This is a genomic window from Sebaldella sp. S0638 (assembly GCF_024158605.1).
Classification (GTDB): Bacteria; Fusobacteriota; Fusobacteriia; order Fusobacteriales; family Leptotrichiaceae; genus Sebaldella.
The window spans coordinates 1-17,427 of record NZ_JAMZGM010000019.1 but is presented as its reverse complement, the minus strand read 5'-3'; the positions used below and the strand labels follow the sequence as shown (position 1 = coordinate 17,427).

General features: G+C 31.9%; 20 protein-coding genes. 9 read left to right on the top strand and 11 right to left on the bottom strand.

Translation table 11 applies throughout. From position 1 onward, the window contains the following. Window positions 1-498: 498 nt before the first annotated feature. The 4 genes from NK213_RS07470 to NK213_RS07455 form a co-directional block, all read right to left on the bottom strand. On the bottom strand, window positions 499-813 hold the full coding sequence (locus tag NK213_RS07470) for a YbaN family protein (RefSeq protein ID WP_253348282.1): 315 nt from the start codon (window positions 811-813) through the stop codon (window positions 499-501). A 162-nt stretch (window positions 814-975) separates the two neighbouring features. Then, the gene (locus tag NK213_RS07465) at window positions 976-1,191 is read right to left on the bottom strand and encodes a hypothetical protein (RefSeq protein WP_253348281.1); all 216 of its coding nucleotides are present in this window, start codon (window positions 1,189-1,191) and stop codon (window positions 976-978) included. A 714-nt stretch (window positions 1,192-1,905) separates the two neighbouring features. Beyond that, window positions 1,906-2,619, bottom strand: a complete 714-nt coding sequence (locus NK213_RS07460) for a GntR family transcriptional regulator (protein ID WP_253348280.1) — start codon at window positions 2,617-2,619, stop codon at window positions 1,906-1,908. A gap of 76 nt (window positions 2,620-2,695) precedes the next feature. Next, window positions 2,696-3,895: an enolase C-terminal domain-like protein gene (locus NK213_RS07455; RefSeq protein WP_253348279.1), complete on the bottom strand. Its 1,200-nt coding sequence runs from the start codon at window positions 3,893-3,895 to the stop codon at window positions 2,696-2,698. A gap of 282 nt (window positions 3,896-4,177) precedes the next feature. On the opposite strand from NK213_RS07455, the gene NK213_RS07450 reads away from it, so the two are divergent. After that, the gene (locus tag NK213_RS07450; protein ID WP_253348278.1) at window positions 4,178-5,530 is read left to right on the top strand and encodes a PTS transporter subunit EIIC; all 1,353 of its coding nucleotides are present in this window, start codon (window positions 4,178-4,180) and stop codon (window positions 5,528-5,530) included. 234 nt (window positions 5,531-5,764) lie between these two features. Here NK213_RS07450 and NK213_RS07445 read toward each other — a convergent pair whose 3' ends face one another. From NK213_RS07445 to NK213_RS07420, 6 genes are all read right to left on the bottom strand, one after another. Next, a complete protein-coding gene (locus NK213_RS07445; protein WP_253348277.1) occupies window positions 5,765-5,953 on the bottom strand; it encodes a type II toxin-antitoxin system RelE/ParE family toxin in 189 nt (62 codons plus the stop codon). Window positions 5,954-5,985: 32 nt separating this feature from the next. Further along, complete coding sequence (locus NK213_RS07440) at window positions 5,986-6,273, bottom strand: hypothetical protein (RefSeq protein ID WP_253348276.1); 288 nt, start codon at window positions 6,271-6,273, stop codon at window positions 5,986-5,988. Between the two features lie 268 nt (window positions 6,274-6,541). Further along, the gene (locus tag NK213_RS07435) at window positions 6,542-7,630 is read right to left on the bottom strand and encodes an RnfABCDGE type electron transport complex subunit D (RefSeq protein ID WP_253348275.1); all 1,089 of its coding nucleotides are present in this window, start codon (window positions 7,628-7,630) and stop codon (window positions 6,542-6,544) included. After that, the gene (gene rsxC / locus NK213_RS07430) at window positions 7,623-8,945 is read right to left on the bottom strand and encodes an electron transport complex subunit RsxC (RefSeq protein WP_253348274.1); all 1,323 of its coding nucleotides are present in this window, start codon (window positions 8,943-8,945) and stop codon (window positions 7,623-7,625) included. Before rsxC ends, NK213_RS07435 begins: the two co-directional genes overlap by 8 nt. A gap of 4 nt (window positions 8,946-8,949) precedes the next feature. Continuing rightward, window positions 8,950-9,897: an FAD:protein FMN transferase gene (locus NK213_RS07425; RefSeq protein WP_253348273.1), complete on the bottom strand. Its 948-nt coding sequence runs from the start codon at window positions 9,895-9,897 to the stop codon at window positions 8,950-8,952. Further along, complete coding sequence (locus tag NK213_RS07420) at window positions 9,894-10,103, bottom strand: hypothetical protein (RefSeq protein ID WP_253348272.1); 210 nt, start codon at window positions 10,101-10,103, stop codon at window positions 9,894-9,896. Before NK213_RS07420 ends, NK213_RS07425 begins: the two co-directional genes overlap by 4 nt. A gap of 315 nt (window positions 10,104-10,418) precedes the next feature. Between NK213_RS07420 and NK213_RS07415 the strand changes: the two genes are divergently transcribed. From NK213_RS07415 to NK213_RS07405, 3 genes are all read left to right on the top strand, one after another. After that, window positions 10,419-10,721, top strand: a complete 303-nt coding sequence (locus NK213_RS07415; RefSeq protein ID WP_253348271.1) for a hypothetical protein — start codon at window positions 10,419-10,421, stop codon at window positions 10,719-10,721. A gap of 305 nt (window positions 10,722-11,026) precedes the next feature. Further along, window positions 11,027-11,332 (top strand): hypothetical protein, encoded by a 306-nt coding sequence (locus NK213_RS07410; protein ID WP_253348270.1) that lies wholly within the window; start codon window positions 11,027-11,029, stop codon window positions 11,330-11,332. A 110-nt stretch (window positions 11,333-11,442) separates the two neighbouring features. Beyond that, the gene (locus NK213_RS07405; RefSeq protein ID WP_253348269.1) at window positions 11,443-11,742 is read left to right on the top strand and encodes a hypothetical protein; all 300 of its coding nucleotides are present in this window, start codon (window positions 11,443-11,445) and stop codon (window positions 11,740-11,742) included. Between the two features lie 59 nt (window positions 11,743-11,801). On the opposite strand, the gene NK213_RS07400 is transcribed toward NK213_RS07405, so the two are convergent. Continuing rightward, window positions 11,802-12,038, bottom strand: a complete 237-nt coding sequence (locus NK213_RS07400; RefSeq protein ID WP_253348268.1) for a hypothetical protein — start codon at window positions 12,036-12,038, stop codon at window positions 11,802-11,804. Window positions 12,039-12,335: 297 nt separating this feature from the next. Here NK213_RS07400 and hxlB point away from each other — a divergent pair, with 297 nt between their 5' ends. The 5 genes from hxlB to NK213_RS07375 all read left to right on the top strand — a co-directional run bounded on the left by hxlB (window position 12,336) and on the right by NK213_RS07375 (window position 17,032). Beyond that, window positions 12,336-12,893: a 6-phospho-3-hexuloisomerase gene (hxlB, locus tag NK213_RS07395; protein WP_253348267.1), complete on the top strand. Its 558-nt coding sequence runs from the start codon at window positions 12,336-12,338 to the stop codon at window positions 12,891-12,893. Between the two features lie 11 nt (window positions 12,894-12,904). Next, window positions 12,905-13,714: a transketolase gene (locus NK213_RS07390; protein ID WP_253348266.1), complete on the top strand. Its 810-nt coding sequence runs from the start codon at window positions 12,905-12,907 to the stop codon at window positions 13,712-13,714. Further along, window positions 13,711-14,631 carry a transketolase family protein gene (locus NK213_RS07385; RefSeq protein ID WP_253348290.1) on the top strand — a complete coding sequence of 307 codons (921 nt, stop codon included), beginning with the start codon at window positions 13,711-13,713 and terminating at the stop codon, window positions 14,629-14,631. Before NK213_RS07390 ends, NK213_RS07385 begins: the two co-directional genes overlap by 4 nt. Window positions 14,632-14,647: 16 nt before the next feature. Then, entirely contained in the window at window positions 14,648-16,117 is a 1,470-nt protein-coding gene (locus tag NK213_RS07380; protein ID WP_253348265.1) for a PTS transporter subunit EIIC, read from the top strand. Between the two features lie 69 nt (window positions 16,118-16,186). Further along, window positions 16,187-17,032 carry a MurR/RpiR family transcriptional regulator gene (locus tag NK213_RS07375; protein ID WP_253348264.1) on the top strand — a complete coding sequence of 282 codons (846 nt, stop codon included), beginning with the start codon at window positions 16,187-16,189 and terminating at the stop codon, window positions 17,030-17,032. The last annotated feature ends 395 nt before the right edge of the window (window positions 17,033-17,427 follow it).

Genomic DNA, 17,427 nt, shown 5'->3' with positions numbered 1-17,427 from the left:
CATGGTATCATATTATTCCCCCTAAAAAACATAACGCATCTTATATCATTTAAAATATTGGGTATCTGAAAATATTTTTATGATATTACAATTTTATTATTTTTTTCTTATTGCATTTTTCAAAATTGTTACCTAACAAGTTTCTTATGATGTTATAATTTTTAAAAAATATTCTTTTATAAATACTTTTTATTTTAAAATAAATTTTCAAAATTCTAAGTACGATCTTTCATACTAATTAAATTTTGACTATACCAATATTTCTCACTTCCCTTCATAAATTCCTCTGAATTTTGTTCTACAATTTTTTTAGTTATTATATTTCCAATTAATTTCAATAACTATAAAAATAAAACTGTGATTTTATTCTACTAAAAAACTTCTGTATTGTCAATTTATAAAACACGTAAAAATATAAAATTTTTATTTTACTATGAGTATATAAAAATTTTAATTACTAAAATACTAAGTATATAATTATATAAATATAAAAAAATTTCATATTAAAAAAATTCTTACATGTAAATTATTAACAAAATACCCGCTTATTAACAGCATAAGATCAGCTGTAAGTACTATTCTTATTTTCTGTTTTTTTGTCAGACCATTCTCTTTAAAATTCAGAATATACTCTCTGTATATTTTAGTTTTTTTAAAACGTCTGTTTATTCTGTCCGATCCCTTTGCTAGGCAAAAAGATGCAAGCAGCACAAACGGCGTAGTCGGTAAAACAGGAAGCACTATTCCTATAATGCCGAGAAATAAAAATATTATTCCCAAAATAATATAAATTCCCTTAAATAATTTTTTCAAAATGACCTCCATATGCTTATATTATTATAATTATTCTCTTACTAATTCTACCATACTTTGTTCATCAAAGTAAATTTCATTTTTAGAATTTATATAAAAAAAGACAAAATAAAAAATCAGGGTCAGCTTTATTCCCTGATTACTTTATTAAAAACAACATATTCACTTATTATTCAGCCAATTTGTATAAATATCCAGTTTCTCGTCATTTTCTTCTTTTAATACCTTTACATAACGGTTATTTCTTATATCTTTAAAGTAATAATATTTGTAATCCGAATCCTTGTACTCCAGATATTGTGATTCCAGAGTAAACCTTGTGTGATCCAGCTTTTTAAAACATGTTATTTTGCGAAAAAATTTCATTAAAAATTTCATTTTTCTCCTTTTATCTCCCAGTGTTTATTTCTCTTTTTCAAGATACCAACATTAATAGTATATTTACAATATTTTTCATTACATAGAACCAGAAATATACGTACTCAGACTGCATCAAACGCAGCCGTATTTTGCAATTGTTCCGTTACAAATCCAACATACAAAATTTCCTGTTTTAGAACATACATTATACCCTAAAAAACAAAAAAAGTAAATAATTATTTACAGTTAAAATAACGCCCTGCAGTGCTAATTATCAATATCAAAAAGCTCTTTTTTCTGTATACTAAAATACACATATTTTTAGGTAAATTTCCGAAATGCTTTTCATTAATATCATTCTCAATATTGAATATGAAAAATATTATAATTTTTACTTTTTCAGCTAATTGTTCCATTCTTTTATAAGCTCTGCTGAAAATTTATACTTTTTTCAAAATATCAGGTTTCTTTATTGCTTTATCACTTTCAAAATTTTCAGAAATCTTACTTGATTTGTAAAAAAATTATAATTTCAATGAAAAAATTGAAAAAAGATTTATTTAATTATATCACATTTTTCAAACAATAAAAACTAAAATAAAGTTTTTTGTTTAATTATATATACAGTATTCTTATAATATTTTTCAAAAAATCCCATATAAAACAAAATATCCCGGAAATAATTTTCTCTTTTTTGAAAAAATTATTTTTCGGAATATCCTGTTATCTGTCTTAAATATCCAGCTGTCTGAAACTATGGTTTTGCTTATTAAACGGTATAAAATATGTACATGAGTAATCAATATCAATTATTTCACTGTATTCATAAACAAGACCATTCTCCAGTATACCTCTGTTTAATATTTTCATAGCCGGCGTACCTTTTTTACATTTCAGAAGTTCAGCCTGTTCTCTGTTTATAGACACTGCTTCATAAGTGGTTATATAATGAGAAATCTCCAGATTTTTATCCCTTACATATTTTTGTATGGAACTTTCTATATTTTTCTTATCTAAATCTCTGAATAAATGTACAGGAAGCTTTGATACTTCTATCTGTGTCATTTTATAATCCACTATTCGGACTCTCTGAAATTCCCATATAAATTCATCTTCCCCCAGATCAAAAATCTGCCGTTCTTCTTTTCCGGGCTTTTTATGAATAAAATATATTATTTTTGATTTTATCTGATTATATTTTTTTTCGGTTATTGAATTATAAATCAGGGGACTCTGGTGAAATTTTCTGTTTATAAATATTCCCGAACCCTGTACTATTTCTATAATTCCGATATTATTCAGCTTTTTCAGTGCTTCTCTTACTGTATGTCTGGAAACATTATATTTTAAAGCCAGCTCCCTTTCAGTGGGAAGCTTATAATCTTTATACAGATTCTGATAAATTTTTGTCAGCAGATCCTGCGCTATAAATTCCTTTTTCTTCATTCAAAACCTCCGCACATTCCAAACAATTATTAATCAGATTATATAACAGTCTTCTGCTAAAGTAAAGTCCGTGCAATTACGGTGTCATTATAACGCCGTTCGGCAGTCTGCTTTGTGTCCATTCATGCGGACGGTATTCCACCGGATATTTTTCTGCTTCTTCTTTAAGAAATTCCACACCGATCCCTGCTCTGTTTACAGGATACAAATATCCGTTTCTTGGCTTCTCCACTCCCTTAAATACTGTAAGTACGGTTTCCTCTTCCCCGACATATTCCTGAATTGCAGCATTATGAAGATATACATTCAAATGAGTATTTACCGCTGAACCTACAGGAGTTATATCAGGCGGTGTATGCCATGCTACCCTTATCCCAAAAGTCTGACACAGAGCCGCAAGCTTCAATGCAGGAGTAATACCGCCTATCTGGGATACATGACAACGCAAAAAATCTATCTGTCTGTTTATAATAATATTCCGCCATTCCATAGGATTATTGAATAATTCTCCTGTTGCCAGCGGTACAGATGACTGACTGCGTATCTGCGTAAGCCATTCATTCTGGTCAGGAGGCAGAATATCCTCTATAAAGTAAGGATTGTACTTCTCTACTTCCTTGGCAAAACGCAGAGCCTGACTTGGGTACAGACGCTCATGTATATCATGTAGTATATGAAATCTGTCGCCATATTTTTCACGTAATGATTTAAACATAAACAAAGTTGTTTTTATATACTCATCCTGATCGTAATAGGCACCTTTTGCAGGATTTTCAGCCATATGAATATCTTTTGAGTTTCCCCCGTAAAATCCAAGCTGACATCTTATATGACGATACCCCTCATTTAAAAAAGTGTCTACTTTTTCAAACAGTTCATCTATATTTTCGCCTGCCGCATGTGTATAAACAGGAACTGCATCTTTTGACTTCCCTCCAAACAGCTGGTATAAAGGCATTTCTGCCAGTTTCCCTTTTATATCCCACAGCGCCATATCTATTCCCGCTATTGCATTATTTATCACCGGACCATTTCTCCAGTACGAATTCACCATTAGCATCTGCCATATATCCTCTATATTATTGGCATCTCTCCCGAGAACCAAAGGCTTTATATATTCATCTACCATTGTTTTCACTGCAAGGGGTCTCTGCTGAAAGGTTGCACACCCGTATCCGGTGATGTTTTTATCTGTTTCTACTTTTACTATTGTTAGATTATGCCGTCCCGGCTTTGTTACAATACATTCTATGTTTTTTATAATTGTAGGAGTCATTATTTATTCCTCTTTTCTAAAAGTTATTATTCACCCATTTCTGATGTTATTAAAACATTTAATAATTTCATTGTCAATTTGGTTTCAAAAAATCATCAATAACAAGAAAAAAACATACCAATTTAATGTCCAAAACCAATATAACCCTTTATTTATAATATAAAAATAAATTTATTTCTAAAAAATGGTAAGTTTGCTTTTCTGAAAAGATATGGTATATTTAGTGTATGAAATTAGTAGCTGCTAAAATTTTAAAATAAAGTACACTTTGGAAGGAGAAAAATGGATAAAAGAGAGGTTATAAAATTAATTATCCAAAATGTTGGTGGGAAAGAAAATATTAATAATGTCTGGCACTGTATGACCAGATTACGGCTGAATTTAAAAGACAATAATAAAATAAATCAGGAAAATATAAACAAGCTGGACGGGATTATGGGGTCACAGCTTCAGAGCGACCAGTTTCAGATTGTTATAGGGACTAACGTAAAAGATTATTACGATATATTTTCCAAAGAAATAGACTTGAATAATGGTACGGAAATTCAGGACAACCAAAAAAATTCAAAAAAAGGAATAATATCTGTATTTATGGATATAGTATCAGGTGTTTTTGGTCCTATAGTTCCGGCTATTGCCGGAGCAGGTATGATAAAAGGACTTCTTGCCGGTTTTATAGCCCTGAAAATTATTTCTACTGACAGTGATACTGTAAAAATCATAGATATGGCTGCAAGCGGTGTATTTATCTTTCTTCCGTTTTTCCTTGCAGTATCTGCAGCAAAGATATTTAAGACAAACCAGTATCTTGCAGCAGCAGTTGCAGCATGTATAATGTCGCCGAATATGATTGCCGCGGCAAAGGAGGGAGCAGTTGCTTCTTACAGTTTTCTTGGTTTTATTCCTGTTCCTGTGTTTAACTACAGCGGAAGTGTTATCCCCATTATATTCGCAGTATGGGTTTTAAGTTATGTTCATAAAATGGTAGATAAAGTCATGCCTGAAGTTCTGAGAACTGTTTTTACTCCCACAGTAACATTGTTTATTATGTCTTTTCTTACACTGAGTGTTATAGGTCCTGTGGGAATTTATCTGGGGAAGGGACTTGCAGTAATTATACAGGCACTATTTAATATATCCCCTGTTCTGGCAGGACTAATCGTAGGAGCTATCCGTCCTGTAGCTATACTCACAGGAATGCACCATGCCATGACGCCTATTGCTCTTCAGAATTTTCAGGAACAAGGATATGATATGCTTATGCCTATGATGTTTATGGCAAATATGGCTATTACCGGTGCTACACTTGCTGTGTATTTCAAAGAAAAGGACAAGAAGGAAAAGTCAGTAATACTTTCTTCTGCTATATCAGGACTACTGGGAATCACAGAACCGGCTTTATTCGGCGTGCTTACAAAATACAAAAAAGCTTTCCTAGCTGCTACAATAGGAAGTTCAGCAGCATCTGCATTTATTGCATTTTTCGGAGTGCGTATTTATGGATACATATTATCCAGTATATTCAGTCTTCCTGCATATATAGGACCTTATTTCCCGTTTGCAGTGGCAGGAATACTTATTGCAATTATTCTTTCATGTATACTTTCTTATATGTTCGTAGTAAAAGAAAAATAAAATGCTTTTTGACTTTTTTAAAAATATATCGATGCATTAGTGCATCGATACTTTTATTTTTTATTGTTAGTTATATTTCTAATTCCTATAAATTTTATTATATAAAATCTTGCTATAGATAAAAAAAGATCTGCTTATTCTTATTTTTTAGATCAGCAGATCAAAATTCCATCACTTATAACCGAATTATTTATATTTGAGGTAAATACAAATCTTAAACTATTCAGAGACGGTTTACTTATATATCCCGCCTCTGCTATCAATGTTTATCACTATTATTTTTTTTATTTCAAATACTGCTCTGTATTTACCTATTCTCAATCTGAAAAAATCAGTATTTCCCCTTAATTTTACAATATCATATTTTATAAAACATTCTGTAATATTTTTTAAAATCTCTATAAAGGCCTTATAGAATCTCAAACCACACTCCTTGTTTTCTTTCAGTCATTTTTTCAGCTTTTTTCTGATAAAAACTCATCTAATCTAACAGCCTTCCCCTTATCTTTAGAATCAAGTTCCTTTATAGTTTTCAAAATTTCTTTTTCTTCTTCTTTCGAAGCATATTCACAATGTTCCAGTAAAAACTCTTTCAAATCCAAATTTTCCTGTATTTTTATATATTCCTTGGCTGCAAATCTAAGAAATTCAGAAAATGATTTACCAAATTTTTTACTAAATTTTTCTATTATTTTGAAATCCTCCTCAGGGATAGTTATATTTTTTTTTATTGATAATCCCATAGCTGACTCCTTCTACATCAAATTATATTCCTGCAATAACTATTATATCTATAATATACATTATGCGCATTATTTTATCAATATAATATTTACCGCAGTTTATAATAAAGCCGCCCGGGGTCGGGGCGGCTCATTTTTTCATCAATTGGGTTATGAAAAAATTATTCTTCTTATTAGCTGTAATAATTCTAACTCTTACAGCTTAGCATTAGCTTTTTTTACGCCTATTATTTGATTTATTTTACCTTTTTCATATATAAGATATTTCTTATGATATCTCTCCAGAGCGTATGAATCTTACTGCGATCCATATTATATAAACATACAGCAGATATTTTACGAGATTATTATGATGAAAAAACATTACCGCTATTATAGTAAGCACAATAATGACAAAAAGACCAAAACCATGCAGTATTCTTCTGAAAGTTTTCCTTTCTGTCCCGAATACCCTTGGTCTGCATAAATTATCTATGGGATTTTTGAATATATTCAGTATTAGTATAGAATATGACAATGTTTCAAATTCTATGCGGCTCATCCAGCAGAGTATCACTGAAACCCCGATCATACACCCGTAATAAATCTTAGCTGCAGGTGTAGTTGTACTGGTCGGCATATCTGTTGCCATATATATTCCGCCGAGAATTATTCCTCCCAAAGCTATTTTTATATCAAAACCAAGAAATGTAAAAATCATTATTCCCAAAAATATCACAGTAAACATGGAAAAAGGTATATGCCACGATATTCTTTCCCTGTATATGAGATAAATACCGCCTGCAGCCAGTAAAAGTATGGAATATTCACCAATAGCCCCGCTTGCAGTAAAAAATATCCTGTTTATATACTCTGCCCAGCCCGGAACTCCGGAAAAATCAAATATTTTTATGCTGTGATATTTTAATAAATTCTCATTTCCCCATATCATTCCTGATGTCATTGCAGCAGGAAAAAATACAGTCATAAATTCTCTCCCGAGTAATGCAGGATTAAATATATTTCTCCCAAGTCCTCCTGCGGCAATTTTACCAAATATTACAGCAGCCGCACCTCCGAAGGCCGCAGCATAAAATGGTGTAAAAGGAGCCAGCGTAAAAGACAGAAGCATGCCTGTTACCACAGCAGATAAGTCATTTACCGAACTTTTCCTTTTTAAAAAAAATAATGAAAAAAGCCATTCAGCCAAAACAGTACTGAATACACACACTGCACACAAAAGCAGCGGACGGACACCATATGCCAGAAAAGTAATCAACATACAGGGAAGCAGTGCTAAAATCACATCTCCCATTACTTTTGCCACGCTATCATTCACTCTGATATAAGGATTAAAAGTTTTTCCTGCGTTATCCATTAATTCCCCCGCCTTTCATCCTGCTTAGTTCTTTTTTGCCTGATTTTATGCTTTCTATAAGCGCTACACGTGACGGACATACATATTCACAGGCTCCGCACTCTATACATGAACTCAGATTATATTCCGCCAGTTTTTTATATTTTTTCTTTCTGTAAAACTCCTCAAATTTCATAGGCATAAGATAAACAGGACACACTTCGGAACAGTAACCGCATAAAATACAATTTTTTCTTTCTATCTTGTCTATTTCTTTTGACAAAAACAAAACTCCCGATGTTCCTTTCATTATCACTGTTTCCGGATCATTTACCTCATTACCCATCATAGGACCGCCGAATATTATTCTTATATTTTCCAGTGTATCTTTTAATGCTGATTTTTCGATAATATGACTTAGGGGTGTACCGATTTTCGCAGTATAATTCCCATATATCCCTGATTTCTCACCAGATACTGTCACTATTCTCTCAACAAGCGGCACACCGTTCACAAAAGCTTCATATACAGCCTTTACTGTTCCTACATTACTGACTATGATTCCCTCCTCTGAAGGAAGCTTTGATTTTGGAATTTCTTTATTAAAAATACTTTTTATCAAAAGCTGTTCGCTTCCCTGAGGATAAACATCCGAAACTGTGACTATCTTTACACCGTCTGTATTATATTCCGGAAATTTATCTGTAAGTGAAGAATATTTCTCATCAATTGCCAGAATTATATTTTCAGGTTTGAGAATTTCCGCAATTATTTTTATCCCGTCAAAAAGTTCTTTCCCGTAGTCTTTCATAAGAATATAGTCACATGTAAGATAAGGCTCACACTCAGCTCCATTTAGAATAATATTTTTTATTTTTTTATTTTTCACATCATATTTTATATGTGTAGGAAACTGTGCTCCGCCTTCACCGGTAATTCCGGCATTTCCTATTATTTCCAAAAGTTCTTTTGCTGAATATTCACCAATTTTTTTTATGTCTCTTTTTACCGTTTCCATTTCCGTATATTGAAAATCATTCTCAATCACTGCTGTTTTGGCTTTCATTCCGTTTGGAAGAATCTTTTCTGTTATTTCTTTCACTATTCCTGAAACAGGTGAATGAATTTTTGCTGAAATACTGCCCTGTGATTCTCCTATCAGCTGATACCTCTTTATGTAATCACCGGGTTTTACTATTTCTTTCGCTGGCTGACCAATATGCTGCTGAAACGAAACATAAAAAAATAACGGATCTTCCAGTTTCTCCGTTTTCTTCTCCTTAGTTTTATCCTTCATTGAAGCTATTCTCATTTTTTCATTAAATGTTTTTTTCAAATTTTCACCCCATTAATTCATAATTGACAATATGTCTTCTAAAACCCTCAGAATAATATGTTTTTCTATCTTTATCCATTAAAAATCCTTCTATATACATCTCTTTTTTCAAATCTTTTATTAATTCCAGAAACTTTTCCGGTTCACAGTTAAAAAGTCCCGTAGACAATATATCTCCGGCAAAACTGTCAGCTGTTATTATTCCCACAGCTTTATTTTCAGACGGATATCCCGTAAGCGGATTTATTATATGCCCGTATTTCTTATTATTTATCTCCACAAAGCTGTTTCCCTGTGCTGATGTAGAATACGACATATTCTCCAGCCTCAGATCAAATAAATCTTTATTGGAATTATCAGGATCAGAGACTGATATTATCCATTCCTTTTTCAGGCTGTTATTAAAACCCCTTATACTGCTTCCGCCGGCATTAATTACTGCATTACTGATCCCCAGTTCCAAGAGTTTCGCAGCAGCCATATCCAATGCAAATGCTTTTATAAAAGAGCCTGTAACTATCTCCTGTCCTGTTCCTGATTTTACTTTCAGATTAACAGGATCAATTTCTATTTTTTTATAATCTACTTTTTTCTTTATTTCTTCTATTTTATGAAATGATGGAATTGTGTAATGTTCTTTGCCGTAAAATCCCCATAGCCTGATCAATGGCATTATGGTAATATCATAAATACCGTCAAAAAAATCTGAGTATCTTTTCACTGTTTCCAGTATTTCTACAGTTATTTTATCTACATTTGTAAAATTTCCGGCATTTTTGTTTATAAGATCAAAATAAGAAGATTCTGAATATGAATTGTACTTTTGGTCTACCCGTTTCATTATCTCAAATAATTCATCAAAAATACCGTCTTCATAATTATCAGGTATTTTTATTTTTATATGTGAATGAAATAAGTATTCTGTACGGACTTTATATCTAAATTCTTTCATTTGCTTGCTGTTGCTCTTTCTTTGCCGTCAGGTTCCGTTGTTACTTCACTCTTTTTATTTTCATATTCTTCTGATTTCTCCTTGTTCAGTACCTCTTTATTATCCTTGTTTTTATTTTGGGCAGTAAAGTCCGAGTTTTTTTTATTACCTATTATTACCAGTAATACTGCACTTAAAAATATCAAAATTTTCTTTGCTTTTTTCATTTTCATCAGCTCCTTTTTAAGCAGATTCATATGTACAAGAATTTTTTATATACCATTTATAAATTTTCAAAATAATGTATTATTTATGTTTTGTTATTTATTTTATCATATTTTATTCGTATTTTCTATATGTAACATCTTATAGATATCTTTCAAAATGCTTATTATATACATACATAAATTTTCAAAAAAAATCTTGCAATATACAGAAAATTTTATTATAATGAAAATTAATTGTTTGACAAAATACAAAATTAAAAAACATAAAATTTATTATGTCAAAGATTATGCACAATAGAAAGGAGTGACCCAATAATGGAAAATTTAGTATCAATGATACTTTTTATCGTTATCGTCGGCGGAATTATGTTTTTGTTTAATATATATACAAAATTTTTAGCAAAATTAAGTTCAAAACAACTGCAGAAAAAGCTCGAATCAGGTAAAATCAGCGATGAAAAACTGATAAAATTATATAACTCATATAAAAAACAAAAAGACAACAAATTAATGGCAATTTTAATGTCTGGTATATTTTACAAATCTTATTTAAAAATACCTCAAGCGGCATTTAATTTGTATGAGCAAGAAATGATCAAAAGAAACCTGCCTTTCTAGTATCACACTTAATTTAGTATTTTATCAGCTTTATATACTGATAAAATATCCATACTCAGACTAATCTGAAAAAATACAAGTGTTTTTATTTGGAATATATCTTTCCATCATTATAATTTTTGGGAAAAAAAGAAGTTTCTTATAACCTAGTTTAAATATTTTATTCTTTACCACAAATGTATTTGTGTATACAATAACGTATTCAAATTAGCATAACCGAAATGTATTAAGACTGTGAGATCAGGAGTTCTTACGATCTTATAACAGACGGGAAATAGTAAAATTAACAAATGAAGGAGAGTAACATGCTTGAAATAATAATTCCGATTTTAATATTTGCTGTAATAATTATTGGTTTAATGTTTTTATTCAGTAAATATACAGAATTTTTAGCAAGAATAACTGTAAACAGAATGAAGAAAAAAATTGATTCAGGAAAAATCAGTGATAAAAAATTAATAAAATTATACAAAGGAACAAAATGGCAGAAAGATAATGTAATTTTTGCCATTCTTATGAGCGGTATATTTTATAAATTTTATTTGAGAGTACCTAAAGCAGCTTTTGCAATATATGAAGAAGAAATGACAAACAGAAATCTTCATATTTAATAAAAGAGACCTTTTAGACGAGGATTAGACAGGGGAAAATTTTAATTTATCATAATTATTTTAAAACATCCCCACGGATTACACATAGGAGAGAATAGAGGAGAAAATAAGTGTTTCATGTAATATTTTCAATTGTAATATTTATTATATTAATTGTTCTTATTATTTTTTTATTCAGTAAATGCTGGGATTTTTTGATAAAAATCAGTAATAAAAAAATAGAAAAAAGAATTGCTTCAGGAAAAATAAGTGATGAAAAGCTTGCCGCTCTGTGCCAGTTCTGTGCAAAACCAAATATACCCGTTGCATTTATAACAGGGGGTATTTTCTACAAAAAAGCATTAACGCTGCAAAAATCATCATATTATTTATATCGACGGGAAGCTAAAAAAAGAAATTTATTTATATAATATAAGCATAACAGGCTGTATTGAAAAGTGAAGATTTCAATACAGTTTTTTTGTGGTTTTTAATATACGGGTTTATATACTCTGTAAGTATCTATATCTATTACAAAATCAGCCGATATCTCATCAGAATATATAATCCGGTCATATCCGAACATAAGACAGAACAGCGAAGTAAAATGCCTGTGATCCTCTGTATGTTCAATAACTTTTTTCATCTGCCAGAGAAGTTGCCCTGCCGAACATTTTTTTCCGGAAACAAAAGCTTCTGTTTCATACCCATCAATTTCCACAATCATATATCATCCTTTCCTGTATATTCCCAAATTTATATAAAAAATAATAACATACTGAATCTTTAGATACAAGTCTGTTTGATAATTATATAAGCTTTTTTTGTCACGAAATAAAATTTCGTATAAATGACATAAAAACAAAACAAATACAATAAAATAATGCAAAAACAAAAAAATAAAATTTCGTATAACTATTGACAAAAAATTTTTATACGGTATAATGTATCATAAAGAAATTTTATTTCGCCATATACCGGTATATGAAATTTTATTTTTTAAAATTGAAAGGAGATTATTTTAATGAATTTCAGAAAATATGAGAATACAATTATAGAAGAACTTAACTACTCTCTGAATGCCGTGGATAGCAGCAGCTGTGCGGATGCAATAAATCTTATTAATAACGCGGACAAAGTTTTTGTATTAGGTCTCGGAAGAGCGGGATTTATGGCGAAATCACTTGCTATGCGGCTAATGCATATGGAAAAAGACTCATTTGTTATTGGTGAAACAATAACACCAAATTTTGAAAACGGGGATTTATTAATAATAACAAGCGGTTCGGGTGAAACAAAACAATTTTTGCAAATGGCTGAAAAAGCTAAAAATTTTGGCGGTAAGGTACTTGCATTTACTGGTGCTCCACATTCCTCAATCACTAAAACAGCTGATGTAAGTGTTATTATTCCTGCACCAGGAAAAATAAAATCAGAAAGTACATTCACATCAGTGCAGCCAATGGCTTCATTATATGAACAAAGTCTGCTTTTGATTTTTGACTCAATTATATTGGCATTAATAGATACTTCCGGTAAAAATAACGAAGAAATGTTTAAAAAGCATTCTAATTTAGAATAGAAAGGAATAATATGAAGTTAGAAGAATTAAGAAAAAATATGAGAATCAATATAATAAAATCTATTACTGAAGCTAAATCGGGACATCCCGGCGGTTCATTATCACTAATTGATATTTTGGCAGTTCTTTATTTTGAAAAAATGAACATTAATCCAAAAAATCCCAATTGGTCAGAACGTGACAGACTTGTTTTGTCAAAAGGACATGCCGCTCCGGCATTATATGCCGTTTTAGCTGAAAAAGGCTACTTCCCGCATGAAGAATTATCAAAACTACGAAAAAATAAACATATGCTTCAAGGCCATCCTGATATGAAATCTACTCCCGGAGTTGATGTATCCACAGGTTCACTGGGACAGGGATTGAGTATAGGAAATGGAATGGCAATAGCTGGAAAACTTAATAACAAGTCATATAATGTTTTTGTAATATTAGGTGACGGAGAAATACAGGAAGGACAAATATGGGAAGCTGCTATGTCATCTTCACATTATAAACTCAATAATGTAATAGCTATTCTTGATTATAACGGTTTACAGATTGACGGTACCAATGATGAAGTTATGGGAGTCTCACCTATTGATAAAAAATTTGAAGCATTTGGCTGGAATACTATCACAATTGACGGTCATAATACCGATGAAATTTCTTCTGCTATAGATAAAGCCAGAACTTCCAAAGAAAAACCGACAATAATCATAGCCAAAACAATTAAAGGTAAAGGGGTTTCATTTATGGAGAATAACGGTTCATGGCATGGTACCGCTCCTAATGCAGAACAATGCGAACTTGCATTAAACGAACTGAGAGGTGAAAAATAATGAATTTAGCTACAAGAGAAGCCTATGGGAATACACTTGTCGAACTAATTGAAAACGAAGATATAGTTGTTCTGGATGCCGATCTGGCACATGCAACAAAGTCTCTGAATTTTCAAAAAAAGTGTCCCGAAAGATTTTTTAATATGGGAATAGCCGAAGCAGATATGATCGGTACTGCTGCCGGATTATCCACATGTGGCAAAATCCCCTTTGCAAGTACTTTTGCAGTATTTGCTACAGGGAGAGCTTTTGACCAAATAAGAAATTCTGTATGTTATCCCGGACTAAATGTCAAAATAGTCGGAACTCATTCAGGAATAAGCGTGGGTGAAGACGGCGGAACTCATCAGGCTGTGGAGGATATAGCATTAATGAGAAGTCTGCCTAATATGACTGTAATTCATCCGTCTGATGATGTAGAAGCCAGACTTGCAGTTCTTGCATCTGCCGAATATAAGGGACCAGTATACTTACGTTTAAGCAGAGTTCCAACACCTACTATACATGATGAAAACTATAAGTTCGAAATAGGGAAAGGTGAAGTAATAAAAGAAGGTACTGATATAACAGTTATTGCAACTGGATTAATGGTAGCCAAAGCCCTTGAAGCTTCAAAAATATTGGAAAAAGATGGTATAAATGTTAAAATCATTAATATTTCCACAATCAAACCGCTGGATGAAAAATTAATTATCAAAGCAGCCAAAGAAACAGGCAAAATAGTTACTGTTGAAGAACACAACATTATTGGGGGATTAGGAAGTGCAGTGAGTGAACTGCTGTCAAAAGTTTACCCTGTTAAAATAGACATGATCGGGGTTAAAGATTGTTTCGGAAAATCCGGTACTCCTGAGCTATTACATCAAGAATACGGATTAACAGTAGACGCTATTGTTGAATCAGTGAGAAAAATATAACTCTTGGAGGTAATAAATGTTAACAAAAATAAGAAGAAAAATAAATTTTAAGCAATTACAAAAACTTTCCATGGCTCTTATGCTGCCGTTGGCTATTCTGCCAGCAGCAGGTATTTGTCTAGCTATTGGTATCAGTTTTAATATTCCTATTTTAGCACAATGCGGAGGTATTGTCTTTGGTAACCTCCCGTTATTATTCGGAGTGGGGATTGCTATTGGTCTCACAGACGAAGGCTCTTCTGCTTTGTCTGTTATTACAGGATATTTGATGCTGAATGTTGCTATGGGGGTTCATTTAGCAGTAACTCCTGAAATGGTTTCCGATGGCAGCGGAAGATACGCTGCTATATTGGGAATTGATACATTACAGACTGGTGTTTTAGGCGGAATGATAATAGCTTTGATAACAGTTGTTGTATTTAAAAAATTTCATAGAACAGAACTGCCTTCTTTTTTGGCATTCTTTAATGGAAAAAGACTTGTTCCTATTTTAGTTGCAGCTATATCACTGCTTCTCGGTTATATACTTCCTATTGTCTGGATGCCTGTGCAAAACGGACTCAGTACATTATCAAGTATTGTAACAGCTGACGGGGCGAATGCTAATATTGCTTCTTTTGTGTATGCTTTTGGTGAACGTTGTTTAATCCCGACAGGACTTCATCATATCTGGAATGTTCCTTTTTACTATAACTTCGGAGAATATGTTACTAAATCAGGTCAAATTGTTACCGGGGATATTCCTGTATTTTTTGCCCAGTTAAAAGACGGGGTTCCGCTAACTGCAGGGCTATTTATGACAGGACGTTTTCCTATTATGATGTTTGCACTGCCTGCTGCGGCATTAGCTATGTATCATGAAGCAAAACCGAAAAATAAGAGACTTATAAAGGGGTTACTGTTATCAGGAGCTTTGACTACTTTTGTTACAGGTATTACAGAACCTCTTGAATATGCTTTTTTATTCAGTGCTCCGTTATTATATGTTGTCCATTGCTTTCTATATGCCTCAAGTTTTGTCGTAATGAATATTCTCGGAGTTCATATAGGTCATCCTTTTGCTGCCGGACTAATTGACTTTCTGCTAAATGGTGTCTTTCCGGGCAGAACAGCATGGTGGCTTGTTATTGTTGCCGGTGCAGTGTATGCTGCTATTTATTATTTCTTATTTCGTTTTTTGATTCGTAAGTTTAATCTGAAATCGCCGGGAAGAGAAGACGAAACTATAGAACTTTCAAAAGACGGGACAGGTACTGACAGAGCATATCATGTGATTGACGCTTTGGGAGGAAAAGATAATATAGAAACAGTTGATGCCTGTGCGAGTAGACTGCGTGTTGCAGTAAAAGATGACACCAAAGTAAATGATAAAAGACTAAAAGAACTGGGAGCCGCCGGACTTGTAAAACTAGGCGGAGGCGGTGTTCAGGTAATTTTCGGCGGAAAATCAGCAAATATTCGTGATGAGATAAAAGAAGTATTATAAAAGTCTCTACATATTTAGTCATAAATGTAGTATAATACATAAAAAGGCAGAATTTTAAGGAGGTTTTCCATGTCACAAATAAATACTTTGTCCGCAGTAGAAAATATCTATCCCGATTTATTTGAACAAGAAAAAAAAGTTGCAGAATATATACTAAAAAATCATAAAAAGGTAATAGATATGAGTGTCAGTGATCTGGCTGACAGCAGTAACGTGAGTGAAGCAACTATTATGAGATTTTGTAAAAAGGCTGGTTTCAAAGGTTTTTACCATTTTAAAATTTCTCTTGCCAAAGATACAATTGACCCTGAGAAAGATTTTTCTACGGATATTGATCTTAATAATATGGAAGATTCTATTCATAATATTTTTATGTATAAAATGGAAGAAATTAAACGCTGCTCAAATCTGCTTGATCCTGAAACAGTGAAAAAATCTATTGCTGCTATCAGCAATTGTGAGACTATGTATTTATTCGGAGCTGGAAATACTAATCCTATTGCTATATTTGCCGCATATCAGTTTAATCAATGCGGAATCAAAACAATTGCCAATGTCACACCGGAAATGCAGATCAATTCGGCATTCTGTCTTAAGGAAAATGATGTCTGCCTGATAATTTCCAATTCAGGAAGTACAAATATGATAGTAGATGTTGCTGAAATTGCCAAAGAAAAAGGAGCTACCATTATAGCAATAACAAGTTATCTGAAGTCACCACTCGCCAAGTTAGCTGATTTCGTATTAACAAGTGTTACAAGTGAAAAAATATTTTTTGAGGCTTTCAGTTCCACAAGAATGTGTCATATGGCTATTATTGATTTACTGCTCTTGCTATTTTCAAAAGATGAAAAAAGAAATGTTTACAAGTATAATTCCGACCGTGAAGAATATCTTGCTAAATATAAATCCTAAATATACAGAGAGGTTTTCAGATTTTTGAAAACCTCTCTTTTTTCTTTAAAATAACAGCATTATTCCTTACAAATAAAAAACCGTATCAAGTCAGACTTTGTCTGTGATACGATTTTTCTTACTCAGGAAGAGAATATAGGAAACGCTGAAAAAATATTTTGTAATAATCTACTTTTTAGAGAAAAGAATTTTATTCAAATATTTTTCAGATGAATTATGCAATTAAAATATTTTAAATTAAAATTCTATAAATTTTAGAGAAAAAATATTATTTTAAAAAAATATACAAAACTATATCCAGCATTTCCCGTATTCTCCCGAGCCTGTGATAAAAAGTCTGTAAATAAAAAAATCTTTTTATGATAAACTAAAAACAGGAGGACTTTATTATGAAA